General features: G+C 42.1%; 13 protein-coding genes, 6 rRNA genes and 1 pseudogene. 13 read left to right on the top strand and 7 right to left on the bottom strand.

All coding sequences use genetic code 11. The annotated features are described in order from the left end of the window. Positions 1-22: 22 nt before the first annotated feature. From ACWNMZ_RS00100 to ACWNMZ_RS00080, 5 genes and pseudogenes are all read left to right on the top strand, one after another. A 16S ribosomal RNA gene (locus ACWNMZ_RS00100) occupies positions 23-1,570 on the top strand. 361 nt (positions 1,571-1,931) lie between these two features. After that, a 23S ribosomal RNA gene (locus ACWNMZ_RS00095) occupies positions 1,932-4,866 on the top strand. A 247-nt stretch (positions 4,867-5,113) separates the two neighbouring features. Then, positions 5,114-5,231, top strand: a 5S ribosomal RNA gene (rrf, locus tag ACWNMZ_RS00090). Together the 16S, 23S and 5S rRNA genes form the textbook arrangement of a ribosomal RNA operon. 153 nt (positions 5,232-5,384) lie before the next feature. Continuing rightward, complete coding sequence (locus tag ACWNMZ_RS00085; protein WP_048718390.1) at positions 5,385-5,831, top strand: MarR family transcriptional regulator; 447 nt, start codon at positions 5,385-5,387, stop codon at positions 5,829-5,831. 142 nt (positions 5,832-5,973) lie between these two features. After that, positions 5,974-7,139: pseudogene (locus tag ACWNMZ_RS00080) on the top strand (MFS transporter); the annotation flags it as partial. 269 nt (positions 7,140-7,408) lie between these two features. Here ACWNMZ_RS00080 and ACWNMZ_RS00075 read toward each other — a convergent pair. The 6 genes from ACWNMZ_RS00075 to sigY all read right to left on the bottom strand — a co-directional run bounded on the left by ACWNMZ_RS00075 (position 7,409) and on the right by sigY (position 10,342). Next, the gene (locus ACWNMZ_RS00075; RefSeq protein ID WP_449598251.1) at positions 7,409-8,185 is read right to left on the bottom strand and encodes an ABC transporter permease; all 777 of its coding nucleotides are present in this window, start codon (positions 8,183-8,185) and stop codon (positions 7,409-7,411) included. Beyond that, positions 8,182-9,072, bottom strand: coding sequence for an ABC transporter ATP-binding protein (locus ACWNMZ_RS00070; RefSeq protein ID WP_284561792.1), 891 nt, complete (start codon positions 9,070-9,072; stop codon positions 8,182-8,184). Before ACWNMZ_RS00070 ends, ACWNMZ_RS00075 begins: the two co-directional genes overlap by 4 nt. 12 nt (positions 9,073-9,084) lie before the next feature. Further along, positions 9,085-9,219 (bottom strand): PLD nuclease N-terminal domain-containing protein, encoded by a 135-nt coding sequence (locus ACWNMZ_RS00065; RefSeq protein WP_082169286.1) that lies wholly within the window; start codon positions 9,217-9,219, stop codon positions 9,085-9,087. A gap of 68 nt (positions 9,220-9,287) precedes the next feature. Continuing rightward, positions 9,288-9,494, bottom strand: coding sequence for a hypothetical protein (locus ACWNMZ_RS00060; RefSeq protein ID WP_048718379.1), 207 nt, complete (start codon positions 9,492-9,494; stop codon positions 9,288-9,290). After that, complete coding sequence (locus ACWNMZ_RS00055) at positions 9,481-9,816, bottom strand: DUF5345 family protein (protein ID WP_048718377.1); 336 nt, start codon at positions 9,814-9,816, stop codon at positions 9,481-9,483. The genes ACWNMZ_RS00060 and ACWNMZ_RS00055 overlap by 14 nt, the downstream gene beginning before the upstream one ends. Beyond that, positions 9,800-10,342: an RNA polymerase sigma factor SigY gene (gene sigY, locus ACWNMZ_RS00050; RefSeq protein WP_048718375.1), complete on the bottom strand. Its 543-nt coding sequence runs from the start codon at positions 10,340-10,342 to the stop codon at positions 9,800-9,802. The genes ACWNMZ_RS00055 and sigY overlap by 17 nt, the downstream gene beginning before the upstream one ends. A gap of 296 nt (positions 10,343-10,638) precedes the next feature. On the opposite strand from sigY, the gene ACWNMZ_RS00045 reads away from it, so the two are divergent. The 7 genes from ACWNMZ_RS00045 to rrf (ACWNMZ_RS00015) all read left to right on the top strand — a co-directional run bounded on the left by ACWNMZ_RS00045 (position 10,639) and on the right by rrf (ACWNMZ_RS00015) (position 18,047). After that, complete coding sequence (locus ACWNMZ_RS00045) at positions 10,639-10,998, top strand: hypothetical protein (protein ID WP_449598250.1); 360 nt, start codon at positions 10,639-10,641, stop codon at positions 10,996-10,998. Between the two features lies 1 nt (position 10,999). Next, complete coding sequence (locus ACWNMZ_RS00040; RefSeq protein WP_449598249.1) at positions 11,000-11,476, top strand: metallophosphoesterase family protein; 477 nt, start codon at positions 11,000-11,002, stop codon at positions 11,474-11,476. A 1-nt stretch (position 11,477) separates the two neighbouring features. Continuing rightward, positions 11,478-11,987 carry an NUDIX hydrolase gene (locus ACWNMZ_RS00035; RefSeq protein ID WP_048718374.1) on the top strand — a complete coding sequence of 170 codons (510 nt, stop codon included), beginning with the start codon at positions 11,478-11,480 and terminating at the stop codon, positions 11,985-11,987. Positions 11,988-12,001: 14 nt separating this feature from the next. Continuing rightward, positions 12,002-12,544, top strand: coding sequence for a 2'-5' RNA ligase family protein (locus ACWNMZ_RS00030; RefSeq protein WP_048718371.1), 543 nt, complete (start codon positions 12,002-12,004; stop codon positions 12,542-12,544). Between the two features lie 294 nt (positions 12,545-12,838). Next, positions 12,839-14,386 (top strand): 16S ribosomal RNA (locus ACWNMZ_RS00025). Between the two features lie 361 nt (positions 14,387-14,747). Beyond that, positions 14,748-17,682: ribosomal RNA gene (locus ACWNMZ_RS00020) — 23S ribosomal RNA — on the top strand. A gap of 247 nt (positions 17,683-17,929) precedes the next feature. Then, positions 17,930-18,047 (top strand): 5S ribosomal RNA (gene rrf / locus ACWNMZ_RS00015). A 462-nt stretch (positions 18,048-18,509) separates the two neighbouring features. Here the strand turns inward: rrf (ACWNMZ_RS00015) and ACWNMZ_RS00010 are convergent. Further along, entirely contained in the window at positions 18,510-18,809 is a 300-nt protein-coding gene (locus ACWNMZ_RS00010) for a winged helix-turn-helix transcriptional regulator (RefSeq protein ID WP_349205536.1), read from the bottom strand. A gap of 516 nt (positions 18,810-19,325) precedes the next feature. On the opposite strand from ACWNMZ_RS00010, the gene ACWNMZ_RS00005 reads away from it, so the two are divergent. Then, positions 19,326-20,150, top strand: a complete 825-nt coding sequence (locus ACWNMZ_RS00005) for an aldo/keto reductase (protein ID WP_449598248.1) — start codon at positions 19,326-19,328, stop codon at positions 20,148-20,150. Positions 20,151-20,406: the final 256 nt, after the last annotated feature.

Raw genomic sequence — 20,406 nt, 5'->3', positions numbered from 1 at the left:
TAGCAATGAGCTAATCAACTCTTTATTGGAGAGTTTGATCCTGGCTCAGGACGAACGCTGGCGGCGTGCCTAATACATGCAAGTCGAGCGGACTTTAAAAGCTTGCTTTTAAGGTTAGCGGCGGACGGGTGAGTAACACGTGGGCAACCTGCCTGTAAGACTGGGATAACTTCGGGAAACCGGAGCTAATACCGGATAATCCTTTTCTACACATGTAGAAAAGCTGAAAGACGGTTTACGCTGTCACTTACAGATGGGCCCGCGGCGCATTAGCTAGTTGGTGAGGTAACGGCTCACCAAGGCAACGATGCGTAGCCGACCTGAGAGGGTGATCGGCCACACTGGGACTGAGACACGGCCCAGACTCCTACGGGAGGCAGCAGTAGGGAATCTTCCGCAATGGACGAAAGTCTGACGGAGCAACGCCGCGTGAGTGATGAAGGTTTTCGGATCGTAAAACTCTGTTGTTAGGGAAGAACAAGTACAAGAGTAACTGCTTGTACCTTGACGGTACCTAACCAGAAAGCCACGGCTAACTACGTGCCAGCAGCCGCGGTAATACGTAGGTGGCAAGCGTTGTCCGGAATTATTGGGCGTAAAGCGCGCGCAGGCGGTCCTTTAAGTCTGATGTGAAAGCCCACGGCTCAACCGTGGAGGGTCATTGGAAACTGGGGGACTTGAGTGCAGAAGAGAAGAGTGGAATTCCACGTGTAGCGGTGAAATGCGTAGAGATGTGGAGGAACACCAGTGGCGAAGGCGACTCTTTGGTCTGTAACTGACGCTGAGGCGCGAAAGCGTGGGGAGCAAACAGGATTAGATACCCTGGTAGTCCACGCCGTAAACGATGAGTGCTAAGTGTTAGAGGGTTTCCGCCCTTTAGTGCTGCAGCAAACGCATTAAGCACTCCGCCTGGGGAGTACGGCCGCAAGGCTGAAACTCAAAGGAATTGACGGGGGCCCGCACAAGCGGTGGAGCATGTGGTTTAATTCGAAGCAACGCGAAGAACCTTACCAGGTCTTGACATCCTCTGACACTCCTAGAGATAGGACGTTCCCCTTCGGGGGACAGAGTGACAGGTGGTGCATGGTTGTCGTCAGCTCGTGTCGTGAGATGTTGGGTTAAGTCCCGCAACGAGCGCAACCCTTGATCTTAGTTGCCAGCATTTAGTTGGGCACTCTAAGGTGACTGCCGGTGACAAACCGGAGGAAGGTGGGGATGACGTCAAATCATCATGCCCCTTATGACCTGGGCTACACACGTGCTACAATGGATGGTACAAAGGGCAGCAAAGCGGTGACGCCTAGCAAATCCCATAAAACCATTCTCAGTTCGGATTGTAGGCTGCAACTCGCCTACATGAAGCTGGAATCGCTAGTAATCGCGGATCAGCATGCCGCGGTGAATACGTTCCCGGGCCTTGTACACACCGCCCGTCACACCACGAGAGTTTGTAACACCCGAAGTCGGTGGGGTAACCATTTGGAGCCAGCCGCCTAAGGTGGGATAGATGATTGGGGTGAAGTCGTAACAAGGTAGCCGTATCGGAAGGTGCGGCTGGATCACCTCCTTTCTAAGGAAAATGGAATTCACATTCCATCAAAGATTGTTGACGATTTGTTGTTCAGTTTTGAGGGAGCAATTCCTCAAAAATAGGCTTTTAAATAAGCCGAAATTGTTCTTTGAAAACTAAATCATTAAATAGAAGTAACCAAGATAAACCGAGTAATCGCCATCTTAGATTCTCTATTTTAGAGAATTATTTCTTTGAAAAGTAATCGTATCAATCGAATACCCTTTCAAAGATTTGAGAGCAAAGAGAAGCAAGTAGGTCAAGGAAGCGACCGAGCGAGCACCGGAGCGTACGCTAGTACGTGAGGAGCAGAGTAAGGAAGCTGACGAAGAGATACGCCGCTTATCTTTGGTCGAAACTAAGTTAAGTTAGAAAGGGCGCACGGTGGATGCCTTGGCACTAGGAGCCGATGAAGGACGGGATTAACACCGATATGCTTTGGGGAGCTGTAAGTAAGCTTTGATCCAGAGATTTCCGAATGGGGAAACCCTCTATCCGTAATGGGATAGAATCTTTACCTGAATACATAGGGTACTGAAGGCAGACCCGGGGAACTGAAACATCTAAGTACCCGGAGGAAGAGAAAGCAAACGCGATTCCCTGAGTAGCGGCGAGCGAAACGGGATTAGCCCAAACCAAGAGGCTTGCCTCTTGGGGTTGTAGGACACTCTATATGGAGTTACAAAGGAACGGGGTAGACGAATCGATCTGGAAAGGTCAGTCGTAGAAGGTAAAAACCCTGTAGTCGAAACTTCGTTCCCTCCAGAGTGTATCCTGAGTACGGCGGGACACGAGAAATCCCGTCGGAAGCAGGGAGGACCATCTCCCAAGGCTAAATACTCCCTAGTGACCGATAGTGAACCAGTACCGTGAGGGAAAGGTGAAAAGCACCCCGGAAGGGGAGTGAAATAGATCCTGAAACCGTGTGCCTACAAGTAGTTAGAGCCCATTTATGGGTGATAGCGTGCCTTTTGTAGAATGAACCGGCGAGTTACGATTACATGCGAGGTTAAGTTGATAAGACGGAGCCGCAGCGAAAGCGAGTCTGAATAGGGCGAAATAGTATGTGGTTGTAGACCCGAAACCAGGTGATCTACCCATGTCCAGGGTGAAGTCCAGGTAACACTGGATGGAGGCCCGAACCCACGCACGTTGAAAAGTGCGGGGATGAGGTGTGGGTAGCGGAGAAATTCCAATCGAACTTGGAGATAGCTGGTTCTCTCCGAAATAGCTTTAGGGCTAGCCTCAAGATTTAGAGTATTGGAGGTAGAGCACTGTTTGGACTAGGGGCCCCCATCGGGTTACCGAATTCAGACAAACTCCGAATGCCAAATACTTATTCTTGGGAGTCAGACTACGAGTGATAAGATCCGTGGTCAAGAGGGAAACAGCCCAGACCACCAGCTAAGGTCCCAAAGTATACGTTAAGTGGAAAAGGATGTGGAGTTGCTTAGACAACCAGGATGTTGGCTTAGAAGCAGCCACCATTTAAAGAGTGCGTAATAGCTCACTGGTCGAGTGACTCTGCGCCGAAAATGTACCGGGGCTAAACGTATCACCGAAGCTGTGGATTGACATCTAATGATGTCAGTGGTAGGAGAGCGTTCTAAGGGCGTTGAAGCTAGACCGTAAGGACTGGTGGAGCGCTTAGAAGTGAGAATGCCGGTATGAGTAGCGAAAGATGAGTGAGAATCTCATCCACCGAATGCCTAAGGTTTCCTGAGGAAGGCTCGTCCGCTCAGGGTTAGTCGGGACCTAAGCCGAGGCTGAAAAGCGTAGGCGATGGACAACAGGTTGATATTCCTGTACCACCTTTCAATCATTTGAGCAATGGGGGGACGCAGGAGGATAGGGTAAGCGTGCTGTTGGATTAGCACGTCCAAGCAGTTAGGCCGGTAATGAGGCAAATCCCATTACCACATAAGCGGAGCTGTGACGGCGAGGGAAATATAGTACCGAAGTTCCTGATTCCACACTGCCAAGAAAAGCCTCTAGCGAGATTGATGGTGCCCGTACCGCAAACCGACACAGGTAGGCGAGGAGAGAATCCTAAGGTGAGCGAGAGAACTCTCGTTAAGGAACTCGGCAAAATGACCCCGTAACTTCGGGAGAAGGGGTGCTCTTGCGGGTGCAAGCCTGCGAGAGCCGCAGTGAATAGGCCCAGGCGACTGTTTAGCAAAAACACAGGTCTCTGCGAAGCCGCAAGGCGAAGTATAGGGGCTGACACCTGCCCGGTGCTGGAAGGTTAAGAGGAGGGGTTAGCGTTCGCGCGAAGCTCTGAATTGAAGCCCCAGTAAACGGCGGCCGTAACTATAACGGTCCTAAGGTAGCGAAATTCCTTGTCGGGTAAGTTCCGACCCGCACGAAAGGTGTAACGATCTGGGCACTGTCTCAACGAGAGACTCGGTGAAATTATAGTACCTGTGAAGATGCAGGTTACCCGCGACAGGACGGAAAGACCCCGTGGAGCTTTACTGCAGCCTGATATTGAATTTTGGTACAGCTTGTACAGGATAGGTAGGAGCCTTGGAAGCCGGAGCGCTAGCTTCGGTGGAGGCATTGGTGGGATACTACCCTGGCTGTATTGACATTCTAACCCGCACCCCTTATCGGGGTGGGAGACAGTGTCAGGTGGGCAGTTTGACTGGGGCGGTCGCCTCCTAAAAAGTAACGGAGGCGCCCAAAGGTTCCCTCAGAATGGTTGGAAATCATTCGTAGAGTGTAAAGGCACAAGGGAGCTTGACTGCGAGACCTACAAGTCGAGCAGGGACGAAAGTCGGGCTTAGTGATCCGGTGGTTCCGCATGGAAGGGCCATCGCTCAACGGATAAAAGCTACCCCGGGGATAACAGGCTTATCTCCCCCAAGAGTCCACATCGACGGGGAGGTTTGGCACCTCGATGTCGGCTCATCGCATCCTGGGGCTGTAGTCGGTCCCAAGGGTTGGGCTGTTCGCCCATTAAAGCGGTACGCGAGCTGGGTTCAGAACGTCGTGAGACAGTTCGGTCCCTATCCGTCGTGGGCGTAGGAAATTTGAGAGGAGCTGTCCTTAGTACGAGAGGACCGGGATGGACGCACCGCTGGTGTACCAGTTGTCTTGCCAAAGGCATCGCTGGGTAGCTATGTGCGGAAGGGATAAGTGCTGAAAGCATCTAAGCATGAAGCCCCCCTCAAGATGAGATTTCCCATAGCGTAAGCTAGTAAGATCCCTGAAAGATGATCAGGTTGATAGGTCAGAGGTGGAAGCGTGGCGACATGTGGAGCTGACTGATACTAATAGATCGAGGACTTAACTAAAATGAAAAGCGGAAACGCCTGTTTATCGGCGTATAAACTGGAAGAGCTTGTTCTTTCGATAAAGGAAACACGATGAACGTAAGTGAATCGATGTTGACTTACGCAAAAGAGATGATCGGAAGTTTGATAGGCGATAGGCGTTGGAGCTGGACAATAATGCTTAGCGCAAGCTAAGTAAGATTACTTGGCAAAATGGTTTACTTCTAAATGATTTAGTTTTGAGAGAATAATTCTCTAACTAAATAAGTCTGGTGGCGATAGCGAGAAGGTCACACCCGTTCCCATACCGAACACGGAAGTTAAGCTTCTAAAGCGCCGATGGTAGTTGGGGGTTCTCCCCCTGTGAGAGTAGGACGTCGCCAGGCAAATTGAAAAGACCTAAAGGTAATTAAGCCTTTAGGTCTTTTTGTGTGGAAAAAGTAGTATTTCGTAATATTATATTTCCGTAGTATCCTTACACTTTGTTGCGACAGAAACAAAATCTGGGTATACTGAATATAAATCAGGGAGGATTTATCATGGATAAAAGACAGCAGTTAATGAGCGAGCTTATGGATTTATGCAATGAAATAATTTGGCTTAATAAACCAGAACTTGAATCGGCCCTAAATGGATATACATTGAATGAAATAGAATTAATCGAAAATATTGCCCTAATCCCAAATGCAAATGTGACAAAACTTGCAGCTGCAAGTTATATGACTCGAGGCGCAATAAGTAAGCTCACCAAGAAGCTTCTAGCTAAAAATATTATTGAGAGTTATCAAAATGCTGAAAATAAAAAAGAAATATATTTTCGGTTAACAGCTAATGGGCAGAAAATAAATAATATCCATCAAGAATTACATGGGCTGTTTCTTAAACGTGACAATGAAGTATTTAAAAATATGACTGATGATGAATTTGATACTATTTTTCGTTTCATTGGTCGATACAGGTATCATTTGAAAAATATCACGAGATAAAGTGGTATTTTTTTATTTTTGTTTATTGTTGACGAAGAAACAATAATGGAGTAAACTTTTTTGTTGACATAGAAACAAAAAAAGTAGAAAGAGAAATAGTATGAAGATTTCAATCAATAAACATGCACTAACATTTGGGTTTATCTCAGTCTTTTTAACTGGTATGGGTTTGACTATTGTAATCCCCGTTTTACCTGTTTTAGTAAAATCTTATACCAGTAATCCAAGCGCTCAGGCTACGGCGGTAACATTGCTTTCTTCTATCTACGCACTTTCTGTATTCTTGGCAGCACCGGTCTTAGGAGCATTAAGTGATAGATATGGTCGTCGTCCTGTTTTAATTATTAGTCTGCTCGGTTCTGCTCTAGGTTATTTTGTATTTGGTCTTGGAGGGGCGCTTTGGGTCCTTTTTCTTGGACGAATCATAGAAGGTTTAACAGGGGGGGGAATATCAGCAATTTTTGCTTACTTTGCTGATATCACTCCTTCTAATGAACGCACTAAATACTTTGGTTGGATTATGCGGTTGTCGGGGTTGGGACTACTCTCGGTCCTGCAATCGGTGGAGTACTTGCGAATTTCGGGAATAGTGTACCTATGTATGCAGGTGCCGTAATTACATTATTCAATGCTATATATGGATATTTCTTTATGCCTGAAAGTCTTGAAAAGTCTAGACGCTCTTCTAGTATTTCTCCTAAATATCTTAATCCGTTTATACAACTATCAAATGTTTTTTCTTTTAAATTTGTTAAATGGCTCATGATTGCTGGATTCTTAATTTGGATTCCTAATGGATCATTACAAGTTATTTTCTCTCAATTTTCAATAGATACATTTGCGTGGCGGGCGTTGCTTGTCGGGTTGGTATTTTCAATAATAGGGGTGCTTGACATCTTCTCTCAAGCAATTATTATGCCAAGGTTACTTAAATATTTATCAGATAAAAAAATTGCACTTTTAGGTATGATAAGTGAAATGATAGGTTTTAGTTTTATTGCTGTTTCAGCATTCAATGCGTATTATCCAGTCTTTATCGTAGGAATGATTTTCTTTGGACTCGGAGATTCTATCTTTGGTCCAGCATTTAATGGCATGCTTTCAAAATCCGTTGACCTTAACGAACAGGGACGTATCCTGGGTGGTTCTCAAAGTATTCAATCGCTAGCTCGATTCATTGGACCGATTATTGGTGGACAGTTGTATGGAAGAGTTAGCCATTCTACTCCTGCTATCATGGGTGTGATATTAATTGGAGTTGCCGCTCTTGTTTTTTCAAAGCAGCATCGGTGGATCCGCTATAAATAACTTTTAGGATTATCCTATAACGGATAATAGGAAATAATAAATAATGCTTCAGCTAGTCTTCGATTAATTTTGACATGTATACACATTGAATGAATAACTAACAGTTTAGCAATAAAACAGGGGAAGTGGAAGGAGAAAGATCTATCTATGGATTATATTCTATTTAAACCCATAAGCATCTATTTGGTAGATGCTTATGGGTAGAATTGGTATAAGTAGTTCTTTTGGGGTAGCATAATCTTTTCTTATTTTGAAATAGGGTGACATTATTAGAAACGCTCCAATCGCCTAAATGTGAATACTGCTAGTGCTAAAAGAATTATTGATGATAGGATAGTTGTAAAAATAGGTAGAAGGAATATGTCATTACTTTGATTGTGCATTAAAATACTTGTTGCTCCATTTCGAAGTGTTGCGGGACTCCATTTCATATATTTGGTTATAAGTCCAGTGAGTAAGGAAAGTGCAGCTAGGAATGTTAAGCTTACGCCCGCGATACCGCCAGTATTTCTTAAGAGTGTTGCTATCCAAATTGTGAAAGTGAGAATAAAAATAATCCATAGGCTATATATTAGGAAGCTAGTGAGTACATCTATCCAACGAACAGGTGAAAACAGTAAATTAGTATAGTGCCAAGTCAAAATATAGCTTAAAAATAGAGAAGATAATGCGATGATAACTTGACTTGACCATTTACTGGCTATGTATTGAAAGGCAGAAACAGGACGTGCCATAATAAGGGTAAGCACATTATTTTGCCGTTCATGAGAAATAATTCCCATCGTGGCTAGGACGAATAAAAGAGTACCAATTGTTCCATATTGAGATAAAGTAGCTGCGAGCACTTCTGCTCCTGTAGGAACTGGGAATTCAATCTTCGCTCCCACGGGTAAGTTTCCAGCTTTTTCAATAATTTGTGGCATATAGTAAGTTGAAATTGGTTGGGAGACGCCTAGAATCATCATTACAACTGGAAGCCAGATCCATTTCCCGTTTCTTTTACTTTCTAGCATTTCTTTTTGAAATAAAGTTAAAAAGTTTTTCATATGTCTACCACCTTCATATAGGCATCCTCTAAAGAATCCTCCATAACTTCAAATCGTTGTATTGTGTATCCTCTGCTTATTAGGGCAGTTAATAAATCATTTGTTTGTAAAGAAGGTGTAATTTCTAAAATAGTTGCATTATTATCAGTCGTAAAGTGAATAGCTTCCGGTTTTAATAATTCATCGAATGCATTCTTTATAGGTTCTATTGTTTCAATATGGATAGCTGTATGCGAAAAGACTTTTTTTAAGTCAATTAAAGAACCCTCCCACTTTATTTCTCCTTCCTTTAACATAAGAACTTCATCGCAAACTTGTTCTGCATCATGAAGGACATGTGTGGAAAAAAGGATTGTCATCCTTTCTTTTAATTTTTCCATAAGTATTAAAACTTCCCTTCTCCCTGTAGGGTCTAAGGCGGAAACTGGTTCGTCTAGGATCAATAGTTCTGGCTGATGTAAAATAGCTTGTGCTAATCCGAGCCGTTGCTTCATTCCACCAGAAAAACCTCCGATCTTTCGGTTCTTTACCTCTGTTAGCCCAACGAATGAAAGGCTGTTATTAACATATTCTATTAAACGTTGTTTAGGAACACCTGATAGTTTTCCAGCGAAATACAGAAATTCCACGGGAGTCATCCAATTAAAAAAAGTGGGGTGTTGGGGCATAAAACCAATATGTTTACGATAATCCTTTTCTCCGTTATAAGATATAGAGCCTTTTGTCGGGGATAGCAAACCCGCAAGCATATGAAGCGTGGTTGTCTTACCAGCTCCATTTGGCCCTAATAGTGCTGTGCAACGACCTTTTTTAATGTGAAAAGTGATTCCTTTAATCGCTTGATGGTCATTAAAACGCTTTTGTAATTGATTCACTTGTACGAACATCTTAATGCCTCCTTAAGTATTTTTTCTTCCTATTACAAAATATAAAATGGATCCGAATAAACTAACGATTAGGATAAGTAGAATCCATAACCATTTTGGTCCGTTTGTTTCTTCTTGCTTGATGCAGCTAATGAGAGCAGTGAGCATTAATATGAATTGGAGAATAAGGACGGGAGCTATTAATGACCAGTTTACTTGTAATAATTCTTCCAAAGTTATTTCTCCTTTCGTACTTTTCTTTTTTTAGGCAAGATAATTAGTAGGAAGTAAAGAATTGATGGAAGTGGAAGCGAAATCAATCCCCAAATTCCCCAAAACCATGCAATGCTTGCATTTTTTTTCGCATGAATAAACAGAAAAGTTCCCTGTGCTAACAGAGCGAGGAAAAGCAAGATTAATAAATAAGGATTAATTTCTGTCATCAAATATCTTCCCTTCTTGTTTGTGTATTAATATAAAGTAAATTAGAGGAGCAACTATAATAGATATAACCTCCATAATGACTATGGTTTGAAAGTCTAGGAATGCAATCATTGATAAAAAACTCAGTAAAAGGACGGCTGTTACCATAAACAGCTTCAATTCTTTATAGAAAGCTTTTTTCTTTTTTAGTTGAGAGTATTGTAGCTGCTCTTTTATGAAAAATGAAGAAGGTTCCTTGCTGAAAGGAAGATTTTCAAGGTGATTCCAATCTTTTTGTAAATCCTCAATAAGCTTATCTGTTTGATTATGATCTTTCGTCATAGGCTGCCCACTCCTTTCTAAGTCTTTTGATGCCGTTGTGAACCCGAGATTTAACCGTTCCTGCTTTAATCTGAAGTAGTTCGCCGATTTCTTCATACGTGTAGCCGTAATAATGATGAAGAAGGATGGGGATACGAAACTCTGCTTCTAAATTATTAAAATCAGTAAATGTGTCACTCCATTCTATCCCTTTGGAATTCGCTTTCCATGTTAGTTGTCGTGATAAAGCTATTTTTGTTTGATTTAACCAATTGACTTCCCGTTTCTTTTTTCGAAGTTGGTCGATATATAGTCGTGAAGCAATAGAAATCATCCAGGTTGAGAACTTACTGTCTCCCTTAAAAGAGTTAAGGTTTTCGTAGCATTTAAGCATGGTATCCTGTGTAAGATCTGAACTTATTTCTTCATTTAAAGTAAGTTTTAGTAAATATTTATATAGGAATGAATAGTGTAATTGAAATAAATCTATGAAGGCATCTTCATTTCCTTCCTTTGCAAGTTTAATAAGTCTTTTCTCGTTGTCCAAAGTTAAATCGATGCCTCCTTTTTTTTCAAATCATAAGACGGTTAATCTCAGTAAATCGTTCACTAAATATAAATAATTTTTTAAGGCTACATTTATTTTACGATAATTCCTCCTTAAATTAGAGAAAGAGAGGTGTACTCAATAATAGGGATGTATGTTAAACTTTTATTAAATTTATGCAATTCTGAACTTTTTTGAAAAAATTGGTGTTCATAGACTTTTTAGGTGTTGGAAAATACAGAGATACGGTCAAAATCGGAATGTAGTTAAATATATGAGAGAAGTAAGATGAATGATTGAGAGAAGGGTTTGCAGAAACTGTTTTCCTTAGTCGTATCAATCAAGAGTATATATACTTCCTCATAAAAGGAGTAGGAATAGCTGAAGATTGGAATCATTACCGACGTTCATGGAAATGGTCCGGCTTTGAACGCTGTGCTGCAAGAAATAGATACAAGGAAAGAATTTATTGTTTAGGGGATATGATAGGGATTGGACCAGATACAAACGAGGTTTTAGGCATTTTGTTTTCCAGAATGGACAGTTCAATGATTACAGGTAACCATGATGAAGCGATTCTGGCGCTACTTAAAAGAGAAGAGTATCCTCTCAGTCATTACGCGCATCAAAGTACATCATTAATGGATCGCAGATAATATGAATAAATCCTATATTCCTAATTTAGAAAAGTTACCACAAACTATTGATACAATAATAGAAGGTCATTCGGTTCTATTTACACATTATCATATAAAAGAATCAAAACGAAATAGTCATATTAGCCAAGAACCCTTTAGTGAAATTGTTGAACCGTCATTCAAACCTATTAACGGTTTATTTAAAGGGTATAATAAAGAGTTGATCTGTTTTGGACACAATCATCCCATTTATTTTTTTCAAAGCAAAAAAAAGGCTTTTCTAAATCCAGGATCTTTTGGGTGTAATCTTCAACCAATAGCTTCATATGCAATTGGAAATATAGATAAGAAGAAAATAGAAATTAGTCTAGAAAAAGTAGTTTATGATAATTCCTTTTTCTTTGAGTCGTATGAGACTTTGAAAGTACCAGATCGTGAATTTATTATTAATATATTTCATGGGGATCAAAACAGAAAGGATGGAAAGGGGTTATAAGATGCGGTTTAATGAAAGGATTGGTCTGGATATAAGCGATGAACATCATAAGATTCATCGGCGAGTAGCGGTAAGGGCTGTAATAATTGAAAAGCAAAAGGTTTTACTTATGCAAACAAATAAAGGTGACTTTAAATTTCCAGGGGGAGGAGTTGAAGGAAATGAGGGACTGGAAGAAGCGCTATGGAGGGAGGTAAAAGAAGAAACTGGTTATACTCATTGCACAGTTAAAGAATGTATGGGGAAAGTAATAGAAAATCAAGTAGATCAGGACGATAAGCAAGCATATTTTCAAATGGTATCTCATTATTACATGTGTGAGCTTACGAATAAGGGAAAAGTGGAAAAAGAGTTAGATGCGTATGAGTTTGAACTCGATTTTAAACCTGTATGGATATCCGTGGGTAAGGCTATAGAAGAAAATGAATATGCCGTATCTCAATTTAATTGCAATCCTTGGGTTGCTAGAGAAAATTTAGTTTTGAAAAAAATAAAAGACTTTTTATACTGAAGGAGAAGAGTGGGATGTATGCAGTAATTGCATTATTTGATGTAGTATTAGAACAAAGAATAAAAAAGATATGGGAAGAATTAGAGAGTAACGGAATCTCCTATTATGCGAGAGAAGTGGAGGATAGAGTACCTCATATTACTCTAGCAAGCTATAAGGAAGTCTCTCTTACGCACTTTATACATGAGATGGAAACCTTCTATAGAAATAAGGGGAAAATCCAGGTTGATTTTCAAACTGTAGGATCTTTTATAAATACGCCAACACTATTTTATTCTCCAACTGTAACTAAAGAGTTAATCGAGTTACATTCGAGTCATCATCGACATTTTGATTCATTTAACAATGATGAAGAGTCATTATATCTTCCAGATAAATGGGTTCCACATTGTACCTTAGCTAATAGACTTTCTAAAGAAGAGTTGCAGGAAGCATATAGCTATTGTTTAAAGATAAGTGAAAAGCTAGAAGGGGAAATTAACCGAATAGGGTTAATTAGAATAGATAGTTCGAAGCATGCTCCAGTTATATATTCTAAGAGTTTAATAGAATTGTAAAAAAAAAACGTAAAAAACAGTTGACGATTAAATAGATAATTGTTATTATATAAAAGTTGCTTCTAACAGCAACATAATATGATAATTTAATAGTGAAAAGATATCTTGAAAAAAGTTATTGACTTTCACTTGATGAATATGGTATTATATAAAAGTTGCTTCTGATAGCAACAACCGAATTGCTCTTTGAAAACTGAACAAACAAACGTCAACAATAATCGTTTTATAACAAATGTTATAGAATGACAACAAGTAACAAAAAAGCTAGAGTTTAGCAATGAGCTAATCAACTCTTTATTGGAGAGTTTGATCCTGGCTCAGGACGAACGCTGGCGGCGTGCCTAATACATGCAAGTCGAGCGGACTTTAAAAGCTTGCTTTTAAGGTTAGCGGCGGACGGGTGAGTAACACGTGGGCAACCTGCCTGTAAGACTGGGATAACTTCGGGAAACCGGAGCTAATACCGGATAATCCTTTTCTACACATGTAGAAAAGCTGAAAGACGGTTTACGCTGTCACTTACAGATGGGCCCGCGGCGCATTAGCTAGTTGGTGAGGTAACGGCTCACCAAGGCAACGATGCGTAGCCGACCTGAGAGGGTGATCGGCCACACTGGGACTGAGACACGGCCCAGACTCCTACGGGAGGCAGCAGTAGGGAATCTTCCGCAATGGACGAAAGTCTGACGGAGCAACGCCGCGTGAGTGATGAAGGTTTTCGGATCGTAAAACTCTGTTGTTAGGGAAGAACAAGTACAAGAGTAACTGCTTGTACCTTGACGGTACCTAACCAGAAAGCCACGGCTAACTACGTGCCAGCAGCCGCGGTAATACGTAGGTGGCAAGCGTTGTCCGGAATTATTGGGCGTAAAGCGCGCGCAGGCGGTCCTTTAAGTCTGATGTGAAAGCCCACGGCTCAACCGTGGAGGGTCATTGGAAACTGGGGGACTTGAGTGCAGAAGAGAAGAGTGGAATTCCACGTGTAGCGGTGAAATGCGTAGAGATGTGGAGGAACACCAGTGGCGAAGGCGACTCTTTGGTCTGTAACTGACGCTGAGGCGCGAAAGCGTGGGGAGCAAACAGGATTAGATACCCTGGTAGTCCACGCCGTAAACGATGAGTGCTAAGTGTTAGAGGGTTTCCGCCCTTTAGTGCTGCAGCAAACGCATTAAGCACTCCGCCTGGGGAGTACGGCCGCAAGGCTGAAACTCAAAGGAATTGACGGGGGCCCGCACAAGCGGTGGAGCATGTGGTTTAATTCGAAGCAACGCGAAGAACCTTACCAGGTCTTGACATCCTCTGACACTCCTAGAGATAGGACGTTCCCCTTCGGGGGACAGAGTGACAGGTGGTGCATGGTTGTCGTCAGCTCGTGTCGTGAGATGTTGGGTTAAGTCCCGCAACGAGCGCAACCCTTGATCTTAGTTGCCAGCATTTAGTTGGGCACTCTAAGGTGACTGCCGGTGACAAACCGGAGGAAGGTGGGGATGACGTCAAATCATCATGCCCCTTATGACCTGGGCTACACACGTGCTACAATGGATGGTACAAAGGGCAGCAAAGCGGTGACGCCTAGCAAATCCCATAAAACCATTCTCAGTTCGGATTGTAGGCTGCAACTCGCCTACATGAAGCTGGAATCGCTAGTAATCGCGGATCAGCATGCCGCGGTGAATACGTTCCCGGGCCTTGTACACACCGCCCGTCACACCACGAGAGTTTGTAACACCCGAAGTCGGTGGGGTAACCATTTGGAGCCAGCCGCCTAAGGTGGGATAGATGATTGGGGTGAAGTCGTAACAAGGTAGCCGTATCGGAAGGTGCGGCTGGATCACCTCCTTTCTAAGGAAAATGGAATTCACATTCCATCAAAGATTGTTGACGATTTGTTGTTCAGTTTTGAGGGAGCAATTCCTCAAAAATAGGCTTTTAAATAAGCCGAAATTGTTCTTTGAAAACTAAATCATTAAATAGAAGTAACCAAGATAAACCGAGTAATCGCCATCTTAGATTCTCTATTTTAGAGAATTATTTCTTTGAAAAGTAATCGTATCAATCGAATACCCTTTCAAAGATTTGAGAGCAAAGAGAAGCAAGTAGGTCAAGGAAGCGACCGAGCGAGCACCGGAGCGTACGCTAGTACGTGAGGAGCAGAGTAAGGAAGCTGACGAAGAGATACGCCGCTTATCTTTGGTCGAAACTAAGTTAAGTTAGAAAGGGCGCACGGTGGATGCCTTGGCACTAGGAGCCGATGAAGGACGGGATTAACACCGATATGCTTTGGGGAGCTGTAAGTAAGCTTTGATCCAGAGATTTCCGAATGGGGAAACCCTCTATCCGTAATGGGATAGAATCTTTACCTGAATACATAGGGTACTGAAGGCAGACCCGGGGAACTGAAACATCTAAGTACCCGGAGGAAGAGAAAGCAAACGCGATTCCCTGAGTAGCGGCGAGCGAAACGGGATTAGCCCAAACCAAGAGGCTTGCCTCTTGGGGTTGTAGGACACTCTATATGGAGTTACAAAGGAACGGGGTAGACGAATCGATCTGGAAAGGTCAGTCGTAGAAGGTAAAAACCCTGTAGTCGAAACTTCGTTCCCTCCAGAGTGTATCCTGAGTACGGCGGGACACGAGAAATCCCGTCGGAAGCAGGGAGGACCATCTCCCAAGGCTAAATACTCCCTAGTGACCGATAGTGAACCAGTACCGTGAGGGAAAGGTGAAAAGCACCCCGGAAGGGGAGTGAAATAGATCCTGAAACCGTGTGCCTACAAGTAGTTAGAGCCCATTTATGGGTGATAGCGTGCCTTTTGTAGAATGAACCGGCGAGTTACGATTACATGCGAGGTTAAGTTGATAAGACGGAGCCGCAGCGAAAGCGAGTCTGAATAGGGCGAAATAGTATGTGGTTGTAGACCCGAAACCAGGTGATCTACCCATGTCCAGGGTGAAGTCCAGGTAACACTGGATGGAGGCCCGAACCCACGCACGTTGAAAAGTGCGGGGATGAGGTGTGGGTAGCGGAGAAATTCCAATCGAACTTGGAGATAGCTGGTTCTCTCCGAAATAGCTTTAGGGCTAGCCTCAAGATTTAGAGTATTGGAGGTAGAGCACTGTTTGGACTAGGGGCCCCCATCGGGTTACCGAATTCAGACAAACTCCGAATGCCAAATACTTATTCTTGGGAGTCAGACTACGAGTGATAAGATCCGTGGTCAAGAGGGAAACAGCCCAGACCACCAGCTAAGGTCCCAAAGTATACGTTAAGTGGAAAAGGATGTGGAGTTGCTTAGACAACCAGGATGTTGGCTTAGAAGCAGCCACCATTTAAAGAGTGCGTAATAGCTCACTGGTCGAGTGACTCTGCGCCGAAAATGTACCGGGGCTAAACGTATCACCGAAGCTGTGGATTGACATCTAATGATGTCAGTGGTAGGAGAGCGTTCTAAGGGCGTTGAAGCTAGACCGTAAGGACTGGTGGAGCGCTTAGAAGTGAGAATGCCGGTATGAGTAGCGAAAGATGAGTGAGAATCTCATCCACCGAATGCCTAAGGTTTCCTGAGGAAGGCTCGTCCGCTCAGGGTTAGTCGGGACCTAAGCCGAGGCTGAAAAGCGTAGGCGATGGACAACAGGTTGATATTCCTGTACCACCTTTCAATCATTTGAGCAATGGGGGGACGCAGGAGGATAGGGTAAGCGTGCTGTTGGATTAGCACGTCCAAGCAGTTAGGCCGGTAATGAGGCAAATCCCATTACCACATAAGCGGAGCTGTGACGGCGAGGGAAATATAGTACCGAAGTTCCTGATTCCACACTGCCAAGAAAAGCCTCTAGCGAGATTGATGGTGCCCGTACCGCAAACCGACACAGGTAGGCGAGGAGAGAATCCTAAGGTGAGCGAGAGAACTCTCGTTAAGGAACTCGGCAAAATGACCCCGTAACTTCGGGAGAAGGGGTGCTCTTGCGGGTGCAAGCCTGCGAGAGCCGCAGTGAATAGGCCCAGGCGACTGTTTAGCAAAAACACAGGTCTCTGCGAAGCCGCAAGGCGAAGTATAGGGGCTGACACCTGCCCGGTGCTGGAAGGTTAAGAGGAGGGGTTAGCGTTCGCGCGAAGCTCTGAATTGAAGCCCCAGTAAACGGCGGCCGTAACTATAACGGTCCTAAGGTAGCGAAATTCCTTGTCGGGTAAGTTCCGACCCGCACGAAAGGTGTAACGATCTGGGCACTGTCTCAACGAGAGACTCGGTGAAATTATAGTACCTGTGAAGATGCAGGTTACCCGCGACAGGACGGAAAGACCCCGTGGAGCTTTACTGCAGCCTGATATTGAATTTTGGTACAGCTTGTACAGGATAGGTAGGAGCCTTGGAAGCCGGAGCGCTAGCTTCGGTGGAGGCATTGGTGGGATACTACCCTGGCTGTATTGACATTCTAACCCGCACCCCTTATCGGGGTGGGAGACAGTGTCAGGTGGGCAGTTTGACTGGGGCGGTCGCCTCCTAAAAAGTAACGGAGGCGCCCAAAGGTTCCCTCAGAATGGTTGGAAATCATTCGTAGAGTGTAAAGGCACAAGGGAGCTTGACTGCGAGACCTACAAGTCGAGCAGGGACGAAAGTCGGGCTTAGTGATCCGGTGGTTCCGCATGGAAGGGCCATCGCTCAACGGATAAAAGCTACCCCGGGGATAACAGGCTTATCTCCCCCAAGAGTCCACATCGACGGGGAGGTTTGGCACCTCGATGTCGGCTCATCGCATCCTGGGGCTGTAGTCGGTCCCAAGGGTTGGGCTGTTCGCCCATTAAAGCGGTACGCGAGCTGGGTTCAGAACGTCGTGAGACAGTTCGGTCCCTATCCGTCGTGGGCGTAGGAAATTTGAGAGGAGCTGTCCTTAGTACGAGAGGACCGGGATGGACGCACCGCTGGTGTACCAGTTGTCTTGCCAAAGGCATCGCTGGGTAGCTATGTGCGGAAGGGATAAGTGCTGAAAGCATCTAAGCATGAAGCCCCCCTCAAGATGAGATTTCCCATAGCGTAAGCTAGTAAGATCCCTGAAAGATGATCAGGTTGATAGGTCAGAGGTGGAAGCGTGGCGACATGTGGAGCTGACTGATACTAATAGATCGAGGACTTAACTAAAATGAAAAGCGGAAACGCCTGTTTATCGGCGTATAAACTGGAAGAGCTTGTTCTTTCGATAAAGGAAACACGATGAACGTAAGTGAATCGATGTTGACTTACGCAAAAGAGATGATCGGAAGTTTGATAGGCGATAGGCGTTGGAGCTGGACAATAATGCTTAGCGCAAGCTAAGTAAGATTACTTGGCAAAATGGTTTACTTCTAAATGATTTAGTTTTGAGAGAATAATTCTCTAACTAAATAAGTCTGGTGGCGATAGCGAGAAGGTCACACCCGTTCCCATACCGAACACGGAAGTTAAGCTTCTAAAGCGCCGATGGTAGTTGGGGGTTCTCCCCCTGTGAGAGTAGGACGTCGCCAGGCCATAAAAAAACCTAAAAGCTTAAGGGCTTTTAGTTTTTTTTATGTGGAAAAGTAGATAAGCTTTTAGGTCTTTTTTATATTACGATTAATATCTGATGGTAAGACTAGGCAAAAAAGGAAAGAAAAAATGATACATATTATTTAGTAGTTTTTAGGGATACAATAATATTAAAAAGAAGTAACCCATCTAAAGGTTTCCTTATTCTAATAATAGTAACAAGTTATGCTAAGGCTAAGGACTTCATCAGTTGGAAGTCCTTTTTAATATTAAAAAGAGCATAGATTAAATAAGTTCGTTTATAATAATGTTAAATTTATCCCATTCATAAACTTCAGTAAGATTCTCACCTCTTGCTTAGGAGAATTCCCGGAGATAGGTGAGAGATTAACTGCCGATAAAAATTCTGAATAGCTCAGCTAATCTTCTGCTAAAAGAAGTTTCATTTTATGTAGTGTAAATAGTTACGCCCATTCGGCAGCCCATTTTTTCATTTCCTTTAATACACTATGAAAAGATTCACCTTTTTCTGTAAGGGAGTATTCAACGGTGATAGGAACTGTAGGGATAGCAGTTCGAACAATAATACCTTTCTTTTCTAAATGTTTGAGTGTTGTTGTTAAAGAATTAGGACTTATCCCTTCAATAGATCTCCGTAATTCATTGAACCGTTTTGTCCCTTCGAATAATTCCCTTAACACTAGAAATGACCATTTATTTCCGATAATATCAAGTGTTTTTTCAATTGAGCATGGAATTTCCATCCTATCCCTCCTGGTTACGAATTAATAGTTAGTTAAGTATAAGTAACTATGTCATAAAAAATTCACTACTTACATTATTATATTAAGTCTTGTAAAATAGCAATCAAGCAATCCTAGTAGGAATCTCTAAAAAAAGTATAATGAGACTCAGAAAACTTACATTATAGTAATTGGGTAATTTGTAAAGTGAAAATCAGAATGGAGTTATATCCATTCTATTTATCATTTTTGTTTGATATAGCCTTATTAAAAAGGTATTTATTGCAAAGTTTATAGTAGGAAAGTGTTTTATGAATAGTTCTCGGATAAATTTACAGTAAGTATAATTGTTCCTTAAAATAGTCCTCTAAGGAGGTGATTTTGATTATCTTTAATCCTTATTGGCAATTAAAGTAAACTGATATAGTTTATCTATTGTATCTAATAAAGAAAAGAGGAAAGGGAACAGTAACTTTGCCTTGGAATTAAAGTATAGGGGTAACAAAAATATAATTATTTAAAAAGGAGAAATGTATAATGGAATATGTTACTTTAAATAATGGATTGAAAATGCCTCAATTAGGATTTGGAGTTTGGCAAGTTGCTGATGATCAAGCAACTAGTGCAGTTGCTAAAGCACTTGAAGTTGGTTATCGCTCAATTGATACTGCAATGATTTATAAAAATGAAAAAGGTGTAGGAAAAGCAATAAAAGATTCTTCTGTTCCTCGTGAAGAGATGTTTATTACAACAAAAGTTTGGAATAGTGACCAAGGGTATGAAAATACACTGAAAGCATTTGATGAAAGTTTAGAAAGATTGGGTCTTGATTATGTTGATTTATATTTAATTCATTGGCCAACTCCTAACTTTGATAATTATGTGGATACATATAAAGCTTTAGAAAAACTATATAAGGATGGAAAAGTGAAAGCTATTGGTGTTTGTAACTTTGAAATAGAACATTTAGAGCGCATTCTAACTGAATGTGAAGTAAAGCCTGTTCTAAATCAGGTAGAATGTCATCCATACTTGACACAAAAGGAATTAAAGGAGTATTGTGCAAAGCATGCTATTTTTGTAGAAGCTTGGAGTCCATTAGATCAAGGTGGAGAAGTCCTACAAGATGAAGTAATTAAAAATATTGCAGATGCACATAAAAAAACACCAGCTCAAGTTGTTTTGCGTTGGCACTTACAAAATAATACAATTGTAATTCCTAAATCAGTTACTCCATCTAGAATTGAAGAAAATTTTCAAGTATTTGACTTTGAGCTAAATGAAACAGAAGTAAATGAAATAAGTGGATTAAACATTAATAGACGTAAAGGATCTCATCCTAACGATATGCATGTTCGCTAAAATATATCTTATCTTGATGAAAGAAAGGAAGGGTTTAATTCCTTTCTTTTCTTTGCTATTTTAATGCTTTATTCAAAAGGAAGAAAAAACTTTAATTTTTTTTTTTTTTTTTTTTTTTTTTTTTTTTTTTTTTTTTTTTTTTTTTTAAAAAGTCGCTTAAAATTATTTTTTAATTTTTTTATATTTTTTTTCTTTTTAATATACATAATAAATTAAATTTTTTATTAGATAAAATTTCTTATAAAAAAAGTTTTTT

The sequence above is a fragment of the Niallia sp. Marseille-Q9988 genome (assembly GCF_976954375.1).
The sequence above is the reverse complement of the archived record's forward strand: the minus strand, read 5'-3'. Positions and strand labels throughout refer to the sequence as shown.

Coding starts and splice junctions, on each gene's coding strand:
- ACWNMZ_RS00085 (WP_048718390.1), top strand. CDS start 5,385: ATGGATAAAAGACAGCAGTTAATGAGCGAGCTTATGGATTTATGCAAT.
- ACWNMZ_RS00075 (WP_449598251.1), bottom strand. CDS start 8,185: ATGAAAAACTTTTTAACTTTATTTCAAAAAGAAATGCTAGAAAGTAAA.
- ACWNMZ_RS00070 (WP_284561792.1), bottom strand. CDS start 9,072: ATGTTCGTACAAGTGAATCAATTACAAAAGCGTTTTAATGACCATCAA.
- ACWNMZ_RS00065 (WP_082169286.1), bottom strand. CDS start 9,219: ATGCTCACTGCTCTCATTAGCTGCATCAAGCAAGAAGAAACAAACGGA.
- ACWNMZ_RS00060 (WP_048718379.1), bottom strand. CDS start 9,494: ATGACAGAAATTAATCCTTATTTATTAATCTTGCTTTTCCTCGCTCTG.
- ACWNMZ_RS00055 (WP_048718377.1), bottom strand. CDS start 9,816: ATGACGAAAGATCATAATCAAACAGATAAGCTTATTGAGGATTTACAA.
- ACWNMZ_RS00040 (WP_449598249.1), top strand. CDS start 11,000: ATGAATAAATCCTATATTCCTAATTTAGAAAAGTTACCACAAACTATT.
- ACWNMZ_RS00035 (WP_048718374.1), top strand. CDS start 11,478: ATGCGGTTTAATGAAAGGATTGGTCTGGATATAAGCGATGAACATCAT.
- ACWNMZ_RS00030 (WP_048718371.1), top strand. CDS start 12,002: ATGTATGCAGTAATTGCATTATTTGATGTAGTATTAGAACAAAGAATA.
- ACWNMZ_RS00010 (WP_349205536.1), bottom strand. CDS start 18,809: ATGGAAATTCCATGCTCAATTGAAAAAACACTTGATATTATCGGAAAT.
- ACWNMZ_RS00005 (WP_449598248.1), top strand. CDS start 19,326: ATGGAATATGTTACTTTAAATAATGGATTGAAAATGCCTCAATTAGGA.